Below are 17,622 nucleotides of genomic sequence, written 5' to 3' on the forward strand. Positions count from 1 at the left end.
AGCAAGAGTTTAGTATCTTTGCTATGTAAAATATAGAAATACTTAAAGTGTTTTTGCTTTAAGTCCCACATTGAAAACTGGTAATTTTTAGACAACGGGACGATAAGGAAGAACGCTCATGCCATAGGCGTGGGCGCTCGCTTATTCGTTGTCGGGTATACCAGTGCCTCAATGTGCGGTAAGTGTAGTGGCCTGCGCTTTCTTTTTGTGCAGGGCTACATCAACTTTAAAAAAGTATGATGATATGAAAACTGGTACATCCCAACAAAAAATTACACTCGCCTTTATCAATGATAAAAGCCCAATTTTAGATTTCATTTGTAAAGACCTCATTGCTTCAGGAACTGAAGTCTTATTTCGTTCGGAAAGCATTGAAGATGGACTATCACAATTATCTTCATTAAATGAACTCCCAAAAATTTGTATTATCGACCTTGATTTTTACAACAAGAATGTTTTTGTTGAACTTCAAGAATTAAGAACAAAATATCCAACTATAAAACTTATTGCACATAGTGATATTGATGATGAGAAAGTAGGTAAATATCTTTTAGATATTGGTTTTTCAAGTTACTTGCTGATTGGTAATGATGCGGAATATTTTAGAAAAGTAATAGAAGCCGTTATCAATTAGGATAAAATTCACTAATTCTCATACAAAATACTAGCGATTTTTTTATCATTTAGTACAAACCTTATCTGCTCATATTTTTGAGTAGGGTGCATATCCTTTTCTGTAACTGGCGGAAAATATTTTACTCCAATAGTCACGTTTGGTAAACTAAAACTCCAAGATGACCTGATTTTAAAATTCTTACCACACAATTGTTGATTGGATGAGTTCAGATATTCTTTGAATTTTGAAAGCCCTTCGATTTCAAATATTGTTTTCCAGTTTTTACGAACTTCAAAAACGATATTTTCGTCAAGATTTTTCAGGATACTACTTTCATCGGAACTGTTACAGGCGTTTATAAAATCTCTGATGATTTTTCGTGGTTGTTTTTGAATTTCTCTGATTTCTTTCTTTTTGTTTTCAAGATAAGTGCTAAAATCCTTGTCAACCAATTCAGATAACTTATAGTATCCTGAATGAAAAGCTTCTAATGGAGATTTGTATAATCTATCTTTAAAAAAAGTTGCTTCATCTGTTTCATTGGCTTTAAAATGATCCAGAAGCAAAAAACCTTTTTCTTCGGTTGTACTGTTAACACCATCCACAATGTTTACAAAGTAGAACTGCTCTTTATCTTCGAACAAAACTTTAATTTTAGAGTTGAATTTTTCAGACTTATTTGCCGATGCTTTCACAAGATATTTCGTTTCATCCAAAGGATTTTCAATCCGTCTTCCCCAGCCATCAGTAGATAATTCAGATTGGTATCGGGATATTTGTATCCGTATTTCCTTCCGTCCTTTTTCGAGGTCGGTGGTAAATTCATATCCAGGAAAAGAATTGAGAATAGCTGTGTCTAATTCCCATTCCTCATAATCACTTGTGAAATTTATTTGATAGCTAAATTCATATTCCCGAATGTAAACCGGAAATTGGAACTTGTTCCCGACAATTGTTTGCGCTAATAAGGTAATATCGGATTTTCTGTTTACGGTTATTGAGATTTCTGTTTCAATCATTTTGAAATTTATTTTTACTGACAGTTTTTAAAGTAATGCCATTTTTTTTCAAACCATTCTGCTTGAGAGTAGAAAGGAAATCAAGTGAAGACTGCTTAATCATTGTCGTCACCCAATTGGTCAATGTATTTCAAAATTATATTTACTTGTTTGTCCTCGGATTTTGTAGAGGATATTTTTTCAATAATTTTAATCCTATCTTCTTTTGGTAATTTATTGAACGATTTTAAAACCCCCGATTTTCTAAAAGTATCTAAAATTTCTTTTTCTGTAATCGACTCCTTTGAAGTCAATAAGTAAAGTGTAACAGTTACAGTGTCGCCACCACTTTTGCTGATTGCTTTCCTGATTTTGTCATTAATTGAAATTAGCTTGTCTTGTCCCCCAATTGTAAACAAATTAATACTGTCAATTGTGTAGTTGTCAATTGTACCAGATACTTTCAATGAACCCCATTTTCCTACGATATGTTTAGTGTTAGGTACTTGGATGTGATATGTCCAAGCACCTTTACCTGCTTCATATTTCAATTCAAGTTCCTCGTCTTTTACTAAGTATTCCATCTTTATGACCTGTATTATAGCTATACCGCTAACCCCTTAATTTAGAAAATTTGGGTATTTTGTATAGGAATTAGTCTATTTGTTTTAAGGACAAATTTAATGAATTAGATGCTAGGGTTATCGCAAATATTCTATTATAAACCATCATTAATCAGGCGACGTTCTTTTGCTTCTCCTATGTTTGTATAATATAATCTAAGTGAAGAAGGGCGAGAGCAGATTTTGCTTTAAATAGCCTATATGGTATATTCAAGAAAAGAAACTGCCTCCTCTTCTTTAACCTTTTAGAATCTGAACAGAATGTAAGGAATTTGCTCATTATGATGAGTCTTATAGCCAGTATATCCAGTCAGGAGAAAAGATGAAGAAAGGTTATCACTTACCTAAACCAGATAAGATGAAGGTATTATTAAAGCAGACAGTAGGAATTGATGTAGCACAAAATGAATTAGTTGTATCGCTTGGTCGAATGGATGAACAAATCAGCATAGAAGTTTATGCATACAAAGTATTTCCCAATACTCGAAAGGGTTTTTCAAGCCTTGTGTCATGGGTAAATAAGCAGACATCAATTACAACAGAAGTACGGTACGTAATGGAAGCAACAGGCGTTTATCATGAATCCTTAGCCTATTACCTATGCAGTATTAAAAAACAAGTCAGTATCGTTCTGCCAAACAAGATTAGTAATTATGCGAGAACACTTGACATAAAAACCATAACTGACAAGAGCGCTTCACAAGCCATTTCGAGATTCGGTTTGGAAAGGCAATTGGAAGTTTGGCAACCTCCTTTAAAAATATTCAATGATTTGAGACAGCTTTGTCGGGAACGAGAGCAGTTGGTACATGAGCGTACAATGTTAAAAAATCAACTGCATGCAGAACGTACTTCTGAAACATCAAGTGAAAGCTCAGTGAAACGAACAAAAAAAAGAATAGCTCTTATTGATTCGCAGGAAAAAGAGATAAGAGAAGAAATTGCTATACTTATCAAAGGAGACGAAGTTCTACTAGAAAAGATGAATATGGTATCTTCTATTCCTGGAATTGGAAACTTAACCGCTGTAACCATTATAGCCGAAACTAACGGATTCGAGTTAATAAAGAATAAAAGACAATTGGTCAGTTATGCAGGATTAGATGTAAGAGAAAAAACATCTGGAACCTCAGTGAAATCCAAACCCCGAATATCCAAGCGGGGTAATCGGAATTTAAGGAAAGTAATGCACTTTCCGGCACTGGCTGCAATCAGGACTGATGAAAGATTCAGAGATATTTTCTTAAGAATAGTTTCAAGGCATGGGATTAAAATGAAGGCTATAGTTGCCATCCAAAGGAAATTATTGGAATTGACATACATATTATGGAAAAGTAATGCCTATTATGATTCAGAATATGAACGCAAAATAATCTCATCAGAAGTTATAACATTACCATAATTAAGGAAATAGCCCCAACACAGTTCCTTACAATTTTAAAGTGTATTAGCTTACTAGCTATTATGTCAGGATTTTACATGCATAATTTTAATAGATCTTCACTACAAAGTGACACGGATTTATTACCCAAATTAAGCTTATTTCATAGATTTAGAACCCATCTATGAGGCAGAGTAAGTTAATATTGGTAAATTGCGATATTTAACTTTTACATTTAAAACATGAAGGATAAGATCAATCTAAATATTTTCAAAGACTTTGTTCAATCAAGTAATTTTGGAGGTTTCCTCCTTTTTTTATGCGTAGTGATTTCAATGATAGTGGCAAATACATCAATGGCCGTTCCGCTACAAAATTTATTGGACACAAAGCTGGGGTATGAAAATGAAGCCATACACCTCAATTATTCCGTAAGTATGTGGATCAACGACGGATTGATGGCAATCTTTTTTCTGTTGGTAGGTCTGGAAATTAAGAGAGAAATTGTTGAAGGAGAACTCTCTTCTCCTAAAAAAGCAATCTTGCCTATCCTTGCTGCTATCGGTGGAGCAGTTGTCCCCGCATTGATTTATTTATATTTTAATTCAGGAACCCCGACAGCTTCCGGCTGGGGTATTCCCATGGCTACCGATATTGCTTTTGCATTGGCCGTAATTTCGCTGTTAGACAAAAGAGTACCAACCAGTTTAAAAATATTTTTAGCGGCTTTGGCGATAGTGGATGACCTCATAGCTATTTTAGTAATTGCCATTTTCTATTCATCCGGAATTGAGTTAGGCTATCTAGGCTATGCCGGAATTGGAATACTAGTACTGATTTTGATGAACCGATTCAATATTAAGAATCCCTATCTATATCTAATACCAGGAGTGTTTATATGGTATTTTGTGCATCATTCTGGCATTCATGCCACTATAGCAGGTGTACTGGTAGCGATGACCTTGCCAACCAATGATACAGAAGTTGAATCTCCGTTAGAGAAACTAGAACATGCACTTGTAAAACCTGTTAACTTTCTAATTATTCCCATTTTTGCATTCGCCAATACAAATATTACAATTCATCAGGAAATGATAGAAGGACTGACTTCCCCTTTAGGTTTAGGTATTTCACTGGGATTGATTTTTGGTAAGCCCATTGGCATTGTTGTAACCTCTTTGATATGCTCTAAATTAGGGATAGGTCAACTTCCTGCAAACAGTAACTTTATTCACATTATTGGCTTAGGATTATTAGCTGGAATAGGTTTTACAATGTCCATATTTATATCTATGCTTTCATTTGACAATCAGGTTTTCATTGAAGAGGCCAAGCTATCTGTTTTAATAACATCACTCATTGCGGGTATAATAGGATATGTGATTTTGAATTTATCAAGTAGAAGAAAGAGTAAGAAGACTGAAATTTAAATTCAGTCTTTTTTACTATAATATTTCTCCTTTAGCCATAAACTTGCCTTTACCAATAATATCAGTACCGGAACTTCTACCAGTGGGCCGATAACACCCACAAATGCCTGTGGCGAATGAATGCCGAAAATCGATATTGCTACGGCTATTGCTAATTCAAAATTGTTTCCTGTGGCTGTAAATGCGATGGATGCGTTTTTGTCGTAAGGAACTTTAAGAGATTTATTGATAAAGAAGCTCACGAAAAACATCAACACAAAATAGATGATTAGCGGTATGGCTACTTTTACTACATCCATTGGTAATTCCAATATTTTATCGCCTTTCAAGCTGAACATTAATACTATCGTAAACAGTAAAGCGTACAAGGTAATTGGCGATATTGCGGGGACGAATTTTCGGTTATACCATTCTATACCTTTTGATTTTATAAGGAAGTAACGGCTTAAAAAACCTGCTAGGAATGGAATACCTAAATATATCAATACGCTTTCGGTAACATCTTTCATGGATACGCTTACATTGAAATTGGCTAATCCTAATTTTGCAGGTAATACGTTGATGAATAACCAAACTAAAAAGCTGTAAGTAAATATCTGGAAGATGCTGTTTAATGCAACTAACATAGCTGTATATTCTCTGTTTGCTTTAGCTAAGTCACTCCAGACGATGACCATGGCAATACATCTTGCCAAACCGATAAGAATTAAGCCTGTCATATAATCGGGTTCGTTACGTAAAAACAAAACCGCTAATCCAAACATCAATAGCGTGCCGATTACCCAATTGAGCAATAAGGATATGCCAATTACTTTTTTATCTCTAAATGCTTTGGGCAATAAGGAATAATCAACCTTTGCCAAGGGGGGGTACATCATTAATATCAATCCTATTGCCAATGGAATATTGGTAGTGCCAACAGATAAGCTGTTGGTAACATTAGAAATATTGGGAAAGAAATGACCCAAACCCACGCCAATTGCCATTGCAAGGAATATCCATAAAGTAAGGTATCTGTCTAAGAATTTTAATTTTGGTTGCATTGCTAATTTGTAAGTTCTTTATATTGGTTTGATGTCAATAAGTCTTCTAATTCTGTAATGTCTTTTATTTCAATTTTAATCAACCAACCGTCTTTATAAGGATGGTCGTTTATGAGTGTTGGTGCTTTCAAAAGTAGTTCGTTCGTTTCAGTGATTTTACCCGATACAGGCATAAATAAATCACTGACCGTTTTAACTGCTTCAACAGAGCCGAATACTTCGTCCTGCTGAAAACTATATCCAACGTTTGGTAAATCCGCATATACGATTTCGCCCAATTCACTTTGCGCAAATTCTGTAATGCCTATTGTACCTGTGTTGTCCTGTATGCTTATCCAGGTATGTTCTTTTGAATACTTTCTTTCGGTTGGAAATTCCATTTTTATAAATTTTAGATTAGTAACCTCTTCTTAAATTTTCTGCGTATTCGTTTGGTAAAATGCTTTCTTCAACTGCTTTTGCAGCCCTTTCAATATCATAATCAAAGCGTATAAATTCTACACTGATACTATCTTTGTCCAACACAGAACTGTTTTCATTAATCGTAAACATTACATAACCGCCTCTTACATCGCTGTCCTTCGGTTTACCAACCGAACCGATATTAATGGCGTGTCTGAAATGATTTTGACCGTCAATACCCGAATTTAAAACTCTGTGATAAGGTTTGTGTGTGTGTCCGAAGCACATAATGTCTGCATCGGCTTGCTCCATAATGCGAAGCATACTTTTTTCCTCACGGTCTTCAAAAAGATATTCGTTTATTTTTCTCGGACTTCCGTGTACCAAAAGCAAATTCAATTTATCTTCATTCAGTTGAAATTCTACTTTGATATGGGCTGGAAGTGTACGCAAATACGCTCTTTCTTCATCTTTCATCAAAGAATTTGTGAATGAAATAGAAATATTTCCGTTATCTTTTTCACTGTCTGTTTTGTAGGCACAACCGCATTCGTTGCTCATTCTGCCAATGCCAAAATCGTAATTTCCGGCAATGGTTGGTATTCTCCTTTTACGGATTTCGTTTACCACTTCGTTTGGCCAAATATTATAGCCCACCAAATCGCCCAAACAATAAATACTGTCTGGTTTTCTTTTTTCAACATCTTCAAAAAATGCTTCTAATGCAGGTAAATTGGCGTGAATATCACTGAATAATGCTATTTTCATTTTGTCTAATTTTTATTGTTTAAATATTTTGTTTAAGATAACTTTAGATAAGATTAAATAAATACCCTAATAATGCTCCTCCAATAACCACAAAGGCACTATTTATTTTTTTGAATTTGAAAACTACGATCGCACTTATCATTGCAATTAATATCGTCCGCCAATCAGTAATAGTTTCTTTGCCCATTGTAAGACAAATAGCGGCTATGATTGCAACAGATGCCACATTGACCGCATCGAGAAAAATGGACAGTCCTTTAGATTGGCGCATTTTTTTCATTAAGGGATTTAGCAATGCTACTAAAATAAACGACGGCAGAAAAATAGCAATCGTAGAAATAACTGCTCCGGATAGTCCGTTGATTTGATAGCCAATAAACGTAACTGAAGAAAAAACAGGACCTGGGGTAAACTGTCCAACAGCAATAGCATCCATTAATTGCTGCCGGGTGAGTAAGCCCGTTGCAACTAATTCCGTATCTAAAAAGGCGAAAAGAACATAACCGCTTCCGTAGAGGATAGCACCAATTTTCAGGAATATCCAAAATAATTTGGTATTTGTTTCAGACAGTAAGGGGCTTTGTGCGATTTGTAAGAATGCGAGCGGGATAAAACTTTGGAGCGTATTTTTTGTATCCTGAAGGTAATACAAGGCCATTGCCAGCAATCCCGCTCCAAACATCAAATAGATTTCACTAATGCCGAATAATGACAGTACCAAAACAAGAATACCTACAACCGCCAAGAATGTGGACTTTACTGATTTCTTTGCTAATGGAAAAACAGCTCCTATGATAATAGCGATGATTGCAGGTTTGATACCGTAAATAAAGGGCTGTACTTCGGGCAATTGTCCGTATTGCTGATACAACCATGCAAATATCCCGGTAATGAAAACCGCAGGTAAAATAAAGCATAACCCTGCAAAGATTAATCCTTTCCAACCGCCTTTGTCATAGCCGATGTGTATCGCCATTTCTGTACTGTTGGGGCCAGGAATGAGATTAGTAGCTCCCAACAAATCCAAAAAATGCTGTTCGCTCATCCATTTTCTTTTCACTACTACCTCCTGCTGCATCATAGCAATATGAGCCGCGGGACCTCCAAAACCAATAAAACCGAGCTTTAGAAAGAGTTTGGCAATTTCCTTTATTTGAATATCACGCTCCATTTCTCATTACGATTTTATCAATAGACCAATTACCTCCGCCTTTGATTAACAAAAACATACTTCCCAAAAGCATCGCCCAATCCGTACGGCTGCCGTGCAGCAATTCCCAAATACCCTCGCTAGCCAAAATAGATGTTTTGGTCGTGGCAATGGCAACCAGCATAATGATGATGAGCGGAATACTTGCTAACCTTGTAAGCAACCCCAGCAAAATAAACGCTCCGCAAAGGATTTCAAATATGCCTACAAAACTTCCAAAAAATTCAGGCGATGGCAAGCCAATTTTTTCAAACCGTCCCGCTCCACGAATGGCAGGAAACAGCAATTTTTGAATGCCCTCCGATAAAAAAACACCTCCAACAATCAGTCGGATTATGATTGTTGTCTTTGAATTATCTGTATGAATGATTTTTGAAAACATAAAAATTCAATTTTAACAACATCCGCCACCTGGAGTACAAGCATTAGCATTATTTACAGGCAGTTCTGCCAAATTTTTCTTTACTTTTTCGGAAGGAATACCGCAGGCATCTTGAGCCAAACAAGCTGTTGTTTTATTTTTCAGTACAAATGTATCTCCGTTGAAATCCAAATCATACTTACCAATCGTTTCGCTTTGGTATTCCACTTCAATTTCCGCATCTTCTATGCCCAATTTTTCTTCGGATAGCTTGATGATGTTTAATAGCTTAGCTGGCTTTAATTTGTGCTCGAAATCGTCTGCATTCCATAATTGGAAGTTTACAACTTTTTCCGAACGGATTACGCCACCACAGTCTATAAAGTTTTTAGTAATTTGTCCCACTTCGGTAACGTGGAAATGTTCTGGAACTAAGGTTCCGTTTTCTAATTGAAATCCAACATTTACTAATGTTGGCAGGATTTCTTTAATTTTTGATAGCTTCATATTTCTGATATTAACTCAATAAATGTTATATTGCAATGTTACGATGATTTGGTGTTAAAAAAAAGCTTAACAGCATTCTTTACTATTTACATTCTCGACAAAAAAGCTATTGAGTTCCTTCTTAATCTCATTCCAGACTGTTTCATTAATACAGTAACATACACTAGTTCCTTCTATATTTCCTTTAATGATACCAATATTTTTCAGCTCTTTCAAGTGTTGTGAAATTGTCGCTTGTGCCAATCCCAATTCTTCTACAAGATCATTACAGATGCAGGCATTTTGTTTAATGATATGTTGCAGTATAGCTATACGAGCAGGATGAGCCAGTGCCTTTAAAATACTAGCTAAATGGTTCTGCTGTTCTGTAAAAATTTCGGTTTTTGTGACACCCATCAGTTTTATAAAAATAAATATATCGCAATATTACGATAATAAATTTAAACAGCAATAATTTTTTTTAAAATTATTGCTGTAGTTGTAATATTAAACTTGGGTATTCCGATGCTATTTATTAGTCATTACTTTGTAGGTAGGATCTTCAATAATATTCACATCAATAACTGTTTCTGCATTTTTAAGTAATTGCCTGCAATCTTGGCTTAAATGACGTAAATGTAGTTTTTTACCTTCCTTGTGATACTTCTCCGTAATTTTATTTAAAGCTTCAATAGCAGACATATCAACTACTTTACTTTCCTTAAAATCAATTACAACTTCATTCGGGTCATTTAGTACGTCAAATTTTTCAATAAATGCGGCAGTAGAACCAAAGAAGAGCGGCCCAAAAATTTCGTAATGCTTTACACCATCTTCATCTACATATTTTCTTGCACGTATTCTTTTAGCACTCTCCCAGGCAAATACTAGAGCCGAAATGACTACACCAATCAAAACCGCTAAAGCTAAGTTGTGCAATACTATGGTTATAACTGCTACCAACATGCCAATAAAAATATCGTGTCGAGGCATTTTATTAATAATTCGAAAGCTGACCCACTCAAATGTACCTATAGCTACCATCATCATCACCCCGACTAATGCCGCCATTGGAATTTGCTCGATTACAGGACCAGCAACAAGAATGATCAATAAGATTGCTATGGCTGCAACTATTGAAGAAAGTCTGGCTCTTCCTCCAGCTCCTACATTCACTAAAGTCTGGGCAACCATTGCACATCCACCCATTCCTCCGAAGAAACCGTTGGTGATATTGGCTATACCTTGTGCGGCAGCCTCACGGTTAGATTGTCCTTTTGTGCCGGTTATTTCATCAACCATATTAAGCGTTAACAGACTTTCAATCAATCCAACCCCTGCCATTACCAAGGCATAAGGGAAAATAATTTTCAATGTTTCCAGAGTAAAAGGAATAGCAGGGATGTGAAATGAAGGTAAAGAGCCTCCTACAGAGGCGATATCAATAACTTTTTTAGTATCGATGCCGAAAAAATATACAATACCAAAGACAACTATTATTGCTACTAAAGATGCAGGAACCGCTTTTGTAAATTTTGGCAATATAAATACGATGGCTATAGTTAATAATGTCAATCCAGCCATTAGATAAAGCGCCGGCCCCTGCATCCAACCTTCTATCCCGTTTTCTACAACTTTAAATTGAGCTACCTGTGCCATGAAAATGATTACTGCAAGGCCGTTTAAAAAACCATACATTACTGGTTGTGGGATCAGGCGGACAAATTTACCCAGTTTAAAAATTCCTACTGAAAATTGCAGTACACCTGCTAATATAACCGCAGCAAAAAGATATTCCACACCGTGTGATGCTGCCAATGCGATAAGTACTACTACCGTTGCTCCGGCTCCCCCAGAAACCATTCCGGGTCTGCCTCCCAAAATTGCAGTAACAATACCCATTAAAAAAGCTGCATAAAGCCCTGTCAAAGGCGAAAGCCCTGCCAGAATAGCAAAGGATAAAGACTCAGGTATCATGGTCATAGCCACCGCAAGACCCGCAAGAATTTCGTTTTTGTAATTAATTTTCTGTTTGAAATCAAACAGATTAATAACTTTCTGCATAAAAAAGTATGTTTAAATATTAAAAATGTAAATAAAAAAGAGATGCACCAAAAGAAAAAACCTTTGGGTACGATAAAAAAGCCAATAAATTAAAATTGGGAAATATAACAGTTAGCCTAAGATCAAGGCGGAGTAACTTGGGATGATATTTGTACTGTTCTTTTCATTGAGTGGTGCAAAAGTACAATTTATAGTTATTGTACACAATTTAACACCAAAAAAACTAAAAAAAATTGTTTTACAACACAGAATCTTTTCTTTGGTCGCAGTGTGAAAAGAAAAGAAGTCAATACTAAATACAGCAAATGGGATAGCGAATATCCCACATAAAAATCTCGCAACCTGTTTGTTAAAATGTGAAGAAAGGGATTGTGTAGCGGTGCATTTTGAGAAAGGGGTTGCACCAATTTTAAATGCAAAAATGCGTTTCCGACCGTAGGAAGGAATTGCATTTTTGCCCGCCGATTTCGGCTTTTAGGCAACTTTTATCGGGTGGGTGCGGAAATCTTTCAGATTGTGAAAAAATCCCTTGTATTCGGTCATTCCCTTGCGAAACAAGTTCCACAACAAAGAACAACCCATTTGTGTAAGCGATGAATTGATAAACAAATCTTGGTGTTCCAACGCTTCAGCAAGTGAGCAACTTGGCGTATTGTCCTCTTGCTCGGATTGCTTCAGCAATTCGCCAAATTCATCGGTAACAAATGGCAGGCTTGCCACCGTTTCGTACTTTTCAGAATTGGGTTGTTTTATCTCTCCGATAGTGGATAATATCACTTGTCCTGTATCTTGGCTGTTGCCAAAATCCAACCAATATTTTGGCTCATCTTGGTAGTGTTTGCGATAGCTTATTTCATTAAGAATTTCAGCAACGCCAAACCTCGCCTGCACATTGTCCACACACGTAATGGTAATGATTGCCCTTGCTTTTTCGGGAAGTCTGCCAAAATTGTCTTTTTCAAATTTTACCGTTTTGGCTTTCCAATTTGTTCCTGCCCAACGGTTGCAACGATTGATTAAAGCAACGGATTTATATAATCCTGTTTCACTTTCTGCAAATCGTTGTCTGCCCAAATTGGCACTCGTGATAACATCATCGTCCCAAAGGCGGACTTGTAACCCTGCGTGTCCCAACGCAATCAAACTTTCGTTTATTTCCATTAAAGCAGTCAATACTTTTGAGCCTGTGCCACCTGCCCCGATAAGGTTTACCGAAATCGGATTGGTAGGATTGAGCAGGTAATTATCTGTAAAATGTACTGCGGTTTTTGCTGTATTCATTACAATAGATTTTTAAGGGTTTTGTTGTTCTTTTTTAATACTTCTTTCGGAAAAGGTTTATCCGTATTGATAAGGTCTTTCCAAAGGTTTACAATGTTTTTTTTCGTCAGGTTTTCACATAATGAATGACTGAAATAAGAATTGAAAAAATAATGTTCCCACGCCTGTATAAATTCCTCAACCGAAGCCGAATTTTTAATATCAACACTCACCGTACCCATACATACATTGCCCTTTTCGTAGATATTGAAGAAAGGTGCATAATGCAATGGCGTTTTCTCGGTGGGTCTTCTGTCATTTGCCAAAGCAAATACGGTAAGACTGCTTTTGCTCGCTAACCATAGCATTGGCGGTACTTGTGATATTCCGCTGGGTATGCCCAAACTATCCACAAAATACAGTTTCCGTTGTTGTGTTTTAGTGTACCAAAGTACCGTACCTTTTTCCGCATTTGGATTGATATGCAGAATATTGGTAGGCAAAATTCCCTTTGGTTTTAAAAAGGCTTGGTTCTTTTCTTCATCGGTCTGTAAGGACTTTGCTAAAATATTGGCTTCCTTTACGGTTAATGGATGGGCATTGATAGGCATTCCGTTGCTGTCCATATCAAAATGCTCCACGTACATATCGTTTTCTGTTCCTTTGGTTTCATAGAAAACCAAAGCGGATTTTGCATAGTACAATGTTCCAAAATGGTCTTTTATATCTGTTGTTGTATTCATTTTTCTATCGTTTTGTATTCGTATAATATTCCACTCAAATCATTCAATAAACCAAATAAACGGTTCTCAAAATCAAGGTTTGCTGTTGGTATTTCACTTCCGTCAAATCGCTTGGAAATAGTAGGTTCTGCCATTGCTCCGTACTCGTTAAATTCATTGTTGATGGTATCTGAAAGACTTTCGTACAACCAGCCTTTAGTATCTGCAATAAATGAAATGTATTTTTCCATTCCGATTATTTCATTCTCGTCATTATCATAAGGGTCTTTTTCGGGCAATGTTGCGTTGCTAAAAATAGTGGTGTTCGGATATTCTGTGCAAAGGGCAAACGCATTACAAGCCACTTGCCAACATTCCTTGTCGAACATATCAACACTTTTAAATCGGTTCAAACGCTGTTCAAATACCTTTAGATTAGTTCGATTAAATAGCTTTTGTTCTATTCTATCGCCAATGTATTCGGCATTTCTCAATTCACTTTTATAGCTTTCAGTTTCTTCCGTTTCCTCGTCCTGTTCCACCCAATCGTTCATCATTTCGTAAAGCCAATACAAGTAACTTTCTTCCTGCCTGTAATACGGAATTTGAGCGATATGATACAGATAACTACATACCGATAGTAAAAGCTGTGCGGTCTTTTTACGCTTTGGGTCTTTGAGCATTTTAAAGAGTGGCACAACGGGAATGTAATACAAGGTTGTTCCTGTGTTGTATCGTTCCTCGCCTATAAAATAGGTTTTCCTGCTATCCTTTACCAATCTGAAACCATCCCAATTGCTGTTGGTACGCTTTACTTTGTTTTCCATATCCCACATAGCCAATGTTATATTGTAGGGAAACTTAAAACTGTTGGTCTGCATTGGTTCAATCCTGTAATGCTCGGCAAGTTTGGAAAGGGACTTGTAAAAATCCCTCTCCGTTTTCTGACAAGCCTGTACGGATGGTGCCGTTTTTAGTTTGGGCAGAAACGTACACTTTAGAATACCATTGGTAGCATTGCTATTGGTACGGATTTCTGCTTGTCTTTCTGCACTTGGTTTGCGTCCTTTGGTCTTTGTAGCCAATTGGCGAACTCGCCCAACTGTCGGTGCAATTGCCGTTGTCGTTTCTGTTCGGGTATGCTGATAGTTCCCGATATGATGTTGCGTTGCATAATTCATCGCTTTAATATTTGGTTAACCTTTCGTACCCATTACACTCTCAAACTTGTACTCGACTGCATCGTCTTTTATTTGTGGTGCAGATACTTTTGCCGTTGTCAAAATCGGGTACATATTGGCGTAAAAATTCATTACGGCTTCCACGCTCCAACGTGGTTCGGGGTCGGTCAGTCTGATGTCCTGTCCTTTATCTTTGAGTATAAAAACTCTTTCTAATTGCGTTGCTAATAACATAATGTTCTGTTTTAATGATTAATATTCGTTTTCATCTTCGTGTGTTTCATCAATAGGATAATCGGCAGTAACTTCTTCCGCTTGTAGAAGTTTGGGGTTTGTTTCGTCAATTGCTCCGAAAAGGCTCGGTGTTGCGAATTTGTCGGATAATGCTGTTTTGCGTTTGCGTATCTCGTCTGCTTTTTCGGGAAACTCCGTTATATCGGGAACTTTTATCCACGCTTCACGGAACTTACCCTCTTTTTCCAACTCGTCCGCCTTTGCTATAGCATCTTTAAACTTCTTGTCTTTGGTTTCCTTGTCCTTTTTCGCTTTCTCGGTTTTTTCCTTTTCTATTGCCGATTGTGCTTTGGCTTCGTCCAATTGCTTTTGGAATTTTTCCATATCCACCATTAAGCCCGATACCTTTTGTATGGGTGTAGTTATCTGCTCAAAAAATCCCTCGTCAAACTCTTGGGGCGTGGCGTTAAAGGTCAATGGGGGAATTAGATTTTTTGCACTATCTCCGCATTGTTCGTTGTTGAGCAATACTGTTACAATTAGGTTGCTTTCTATCCCTTTTGAAATGTTCAGTTGCAATACTCCTGTAAAGTCCAACTGCTGTATCTGATTGAAAAAATTGGTGTTCATCGTTCTGAAATTTTAATTGTTAATACTTTTTTCTTTTTTAAGTTTCTCGTGCATATCTGCCCAATATTTCTGTCTTTCCTTGTCTGTTTCTGTTGGTGGGTCGTGCAGATATTCTTTATACCAACCAGTTTGCTGGATAGCTTTTATGAGGTCGGTAACTTCAACCCAATTCCCATTTTTATCTATGATTTTCATTGTACTTGGCTTTAAATGTTATTTGCTGATTTCCGCTATTTGGTCAATCCTGCCATATATGATACTTCGAAGACTTGTTTTGTCGGGAGCGTTGTATTCTAACCAACTGCCGTACTGCTTTACGATATAGGATTTTAAAACATCCTCAAAACCAAAACGATAACCCATAAGCGGTACAGCTCTTTTGAAATAGGCGTTTCGGTTTACTGCTTCTGCAAGCCAATTTTTTTCGGCTCGGTTCAATTTTTCGCCTTTGTTCAGTTTTTCCCTTAATAAGTAAACCTTTGCATTTTGCAGGGTTGCCAATTCGGGTACATCTTGGCGTACAAACTTTGTAGCTATTGTTCTTGTTTCCATTGCCTTTGGTTTTAAGTTTCTTGAATTTTAATTTTCCGCTCCAACAAGTTTTCTAATATCTCGTAATCGCTTTCGTAATCATTACCCTCAAAATGGTAGGTTTCGTTTTCTTCATCAAATTCGTATTGCTCAAAATCCACGTCTTCCAAATAAACATCTGTGAGTAGCTTGTCATAAAATGTTGCCCTGCCATATACAAGATTGCCCATTTCTTCATAGTCGTGTGTGAAATTCACTTCGTAATGCTCCGCTATCTTTTGAATGATTTCCATATTGGGCGACCACTTTGTTTCATATTGAAATTGTCCTTCATCGCCTTCATTCCAATAGATATTGAAGAAATAACCACCATTATCTTTAGAAATAAATTCGGGTAATTGTCCTTCTTCGATTTTTTCTTCCTTTTCCTTCATTGATTGAAAAAGTTCCTGTATTGCTGTGATTGTTTCGGGTTTCCCCTCGAATACAACTGTATTACTGCACCAATTTGCCATAACTTTTGTTTTTAGTAGGCTACCACCGATTAAAGCGGTAGCCTGTTGTTATTTAATTAAGGTTTAGGGTTTCTGCACCATCTAAAGCAAAACCATTACACAATTCAAATGCTTTCTGTGATTTGAGTTGAGCAGTGCCACCCAATACAATGCTCTGCAACTTGGCTTCATCATTCTTGTAATTTCTTACGTTCTGATAGTAACCTGTAACCGCATTATAAGCTCCGAACAATGTTCCTTTTGTAGTATCCATTTGTTGGGTGTCGCTTATCATTGCGTATGCAAAAGCATCTTCAACGGTGTTTTTGAACACGGTTGAAATTTCATCTTCCGCACCTTTTTTGATTAAATCAAAGGTTTCCTTATTCGGGCAAAGTGCCAATTGAATTAGCTTTTTAACCTCTCGGTCTGTTACCTTTACTTTTGCCCATTCATTGAAAATTCCCTCTAATTGGTTGCTCAATGTGTTGGCAAGTCCCATAATCTTGTGAGCGTTCTCGATACGTCCTTTTGCTCCCGAAGTGTGTTTGATACGGACAACATTGGTCATATTGCGTAATGAAGCGTTTAAGGTATTTTGGCAAACGATACGGATTGGTGTAAATGCGGCTGTGATACTTCCGCTACCATCGTGCGAAGTGGTTAGGAAAATGTATTTTTCCGTAACATCATCGCCATTGCCTACACGGATATAGTCAGGCAGTTTGGCTGTGATAAAAATACGTTCTCCGTTGCCTAATGCTCCTGCGGTTTCGTACAGAATGCCCTCGCCACCACCTACAATAGCATCAAAGAAATTAAAGGCTTCACGGTTTTGTACGATATGGTAATCCTTGCCGACTACTCCCAATACCTTATTGTTATCGGTGCGAATGTTGGCGAAATAGTTAGGTACTTCTAATTCGCTACTGCCTATCTCTATACCGTTAGCCGTTTCGATAATGCCCGAACCTTTGGTAAAAAGTGGGGATTTTACGACTTCGTAATCTAACCCTGCGTGTTTGATAGCTTCCTCGCTTGTCGGGTATTGCTCCACGATTTGCCCCAAGTTGTGCCATGCTTTTTGTTGTACGCTAAAAAATGAATAACGTCCTGTTCTCTCGTTAAAATTGATATTATGTGCCATAATGTTAGAAATTTTGATGTTAAAAATGATTGAATGTTCTT

Annotated in this window: 22 protein-coding genes; 3 read left to right on the forward strand and 19 right to left on the reverse strand. The window is 36.8% G+C overall.

Features of this window, described 5'->3' with window-relative positions:
* The first annotated feature begins 244 nt into the window (after positions 1 to 244).
* Positions 245 to 634: a response regulator transcription factor gene (locus NQQ59_RS20665; RefSeq protein WP_037438467.1), complete on the forward strand. Its 390-nt coding sequence runs from the start codon at positions 245 to 247 to the stop codon at positions 632 to 634.
* Between the two features lie 11 nt (positions 635 to 645).
* Here the strand turns inward: NQQ59_RS20665 and NQQ59_RS20670 are convergent, their stop codons facing one another.
* Positions 646 to 1,635, reverse strand: coding sequence for a hypothetical protein (locus NQQ59_RS20670; protein WP_219071558.1), 990 nt, complete (start codon positions 1,633 to 1,635; stop codon positions 646 to 648).
* Positions 1,636 to 1,730: 95 nt separating this feature from the next.
* Positions 1,731 to 2,198 carry a DUF1905 domain-containing protein gene (locus NQQ59_RS20675; RefSeq protein ID WP_219071557.1) on the reverse strand — a complete coding sequence of 156 codons (468 nt, stop codon included), beginning with the start codon at positions 2,196 to 2,198 and terminating at the stop codon, positions 1,731 to 1,733.
* A gap of 397 nt (positions 2,199 to 2,595) precedes the next feature.
* On the opposite strand from NQQ59_RS20675, the gene NQQ59_RS20680 reads away from it, so the two are divergent.
* Together NQQ59_RS20680 and nhaA are read left to right on the forward strand one after the other, a co-directional pair.
* Positions 2,596 to 3,639, forward strand: coding sequence for an IS110 family RNA-guided transposase (locus tag NQQ59_RS20680; protein ID WP_041461711.1), 1,044 nt, complete (start codon positions 2,596 to 2,598; stop codon positions 3,637 to 3,639).
* Between the two features lie 221 nt (positions 3,640 to 3,860).
* Entirely contained in the window at positions 3,861 to 5,048 is a 1,188-nt protein-coding gene (nhaA, locus tag NQQ59_RS20685) for a Na+/H+ antiporter NhaA (protein ID WP_002978293.1), read from the forward strand.
* Between the two features lie 2 nt (positions 5,049 to 5,050).
* On the opposite strand, the gene arsB is transcribed toward nhaA, so the two are convergent.
* The 17 genes from arsB to NQQ59_RS20770 all read right to left on the reverse strand — a co-directional run bounded on the left by arsB (position 5,051) and on the right by NQQ59_RS20770 (position 17,581).
* Positions 5,051 to 6,091 (reverse strand): ACR3 family arsenite efflux transporter, encoded by a 1,041-nt coding sequence (gene arsB / locus NQQ59_RS20690; protein ID WP_002978295.1) that lies wholly within the window; start codon positions 6,089 to 6,091, stop codon positions 5,051 to 5,053.
* Between the two features lie 2 nt (positions 6,092 to 6,093).
* Positions 6,094 to 6,471 carry a glycine cleavage system protein GcvH gene (gcvH, locus tag NQQ59_RS20695; RefSeq protein WP_002978297.1) on the reverse strand — a complete coding sequence of 126 codons (378 nt, stop codon included), beginning with the start codon at positions 6,469 to 6,471 and terminating at the stop codon, positions 6,094 to 6,096.
* A 16-nt stretch (positions 6,472 to 6,487) separates the two neighbouring features.
* Complete coding sequence (locus NQQ59_RS20700) at positions 6,488 to 7,261, reverse strand: metallophosphoesterase family protein (RefSeq protein ID WP_002978299.1); 774 nt, start codon at positions 7,259 to 7,261, stop codon at positions 6,488 to 6,490.
* A gap of 43 nt (positions 7,262 to 7,304) precedes the next feature.
* Positions 7,305 to 8,432, reverse strand: a complete 1,128-nt coding sequence (gene chrA / locus NQQ59_RS20705) for a chromate efflux transporter (RefSeq protein ID WP_002978301.1) — start codon at positions 8,430 to 8,432, stop codon at positions 7,305 to 7,307.
* The gene (locus NQQ59_RS20710; protein ID WP_002978304.1) at positions 8,422 to 8,853 is read right to left on the reverse strand and encodes a DoxX family protein; all 432 of its coding nucleotides are present in this window, start codon (positions 8,851 to 8,853) and stop codon (positions 8,422 to 8,424) included. Before NQQ59_RS20710 ends, chrA begins: the two co-directional genes overlap by 11 nt.
* A 12-nt stretch (positions 8,854 to 8,865) precedes the next feature.
* Complete coding sequence (locus NQQ59_RS20715; protein ID WP_002978305.1) at positions 8,866 to 9,339, reverse strand: DUF6428 family protein; 474 nt, start codon at positions 9,337 to 9,339, stop codon at positions 8,866 to 8,868.
* Between the two features lie 66 nt (positions 9,340 to 9,405).
* On the reverse strand, positions 9,406 to 9,735 hold the full coding sequence (locus NQQ59_RS20720) for an ArsR/SmtB family transcription factor (RefSeq protein WP_002978307.1): 330 nt from the start codon (positions 9,733 to 9,735) through the stop codon (positions 9,406 to 9,408).
* Between the two features lie 111 nt (positions 9,736 to 9,846).
* Positions 9,847 to 11,382, reverse strand: a complete 1,536-nt coding sequence (locus tag NQQ59_RS20725) for a SulP family inorganic anion transporter (protein ID WP_002978310.1) — start codon at positions 11,380 to 11,382, stop codon at positions 9,847 to 9,849.
* 474 nt (positions 11,383 to 11,856) lie between these two features.
* Positions 11,857 to 12,663, reverse strand: a complete 807-nt coding sequence (locus NQQ59_RS20730; RefSeq protein ID WP_156309112.1) for a PRTRC system ThiF family protein — start codon at positions 12,661 to 12,663, stop codon at positions 11,857 to 11,859.
* Positions 12,663 to 13,385 carry a PRTRC system protein B gene (locus NQQ59_RS20735; RefSeq protein WP_156309113.1) on the reverse strand — a complete coding sequence of 241 codons (723 nt, stop codon included), beginning with the start codon at positions 13,383 to 13,385 and terminating at the stop codon, positions 12,663 to 12,665. The genes NQQ59_RS20730 and NQQ59_RS20735 overlap by 1 nt, the downstream gene beginning before the upstream one ends.
* Entirely contained in the window at positions 13,382 to 14,545 is a 1,164-nt protein-coding gene (locus NQQ59_RS20740) for a hypothetical protein (protein ID WP_156309114.1), read from the reverse strand. Before NQQ59_RS20740 ends, NQQ59_RS20735 begins: the two co-directional genes overlap by 4 nt.
* 15 nt (positions 14,546 to 14,560) lie before the next feature.
* The gene (locus tag NQQ59_RS20745) at positions 14,561 to 14,779 is read right to left on the reverse strand and encodes a PRTRC system protein C (protein ID WP_037438461.1); all 219 of its coding nucleotides are present in this window, start codon (positions 14,777 to 14,779) and stop codon (positions 14,561 to 14,563) included.
* An 18-nt stretch (positions 14,780 to 14,797) separates the two neighbouring features.
* A complete protein-coding gene (locus NQQ59_RS20750) occupies positions 14,798 to 15,409 on the reverse strand; it encodes a PRTRC system protein E (RefSeq protein WP_156309115.1) in 612 nt (203 codons plus the stop codon).
* A gap of 12 nt (positions 15,410 to 15,421) precedes the next feature.
* Positions 15,422 to 15,604, reverse strand: coding sequence for a 3-isopropylmalate dehydratase (locus NQQ59_RS20755; protein ID WP_156309116.1), 183 nt, complete (start codon positions 15,602 to 15,604; stop codon positions 15,422 to 15,424).
* A gap of 18 nt (positions 15,605 to 15,622) precedes the next feature.
* A complete protein-coding gene (locus NQQ59_RS20760; protein ID WP_156309117.1) occupies positions 15,623 to 15,961 on the reverse strand; it encodes a molybdenum ABC transporter ATP-binding protein in 339 nt (112 codons plus the stop codon).
* An 11-nt stretch (positions 15,962 to 15,972) separates the two neighbouring features.
* Positions 15,973 to 16,455, reverse strand: a complete 483-nt coding sequence (locus NQQ59_RS20765; protein ID WP_037438458.1) for a DUF1281 family ferredoxin-like fold protein — start codon at positions 16,453 to 16,455, stop codon at positions 15,973 to 15,975.
* 52 nt (positions 16,456 to 16,507) lie between these two features.
* Positions 16,508 to 17,581 (reverse strand): DUF932 domain-containing protein, encoded by a 1,074-nt coding sequence (locus NQQ59_RS20770; protein WP_156309118.1) that lies wholly within the window; start codon positions 17,579 to 17,581, stop codon positions 16,508 to 16,510.
* Between the last annotated feature and the right edge of the window lie 41 nt (positions 17,582 to 17,622).

This window comes from Flavobacterium panacis (assembly GCF_024649945.1).
In the GTDB taxonomy this organism is placed as follows: domain Bacteria; phylum Bacteroidota; class Bacteroidia; order Flavobacteriales; family Flavobacteriaceae; genus Flavobacterium; species Flavobacterium panacis.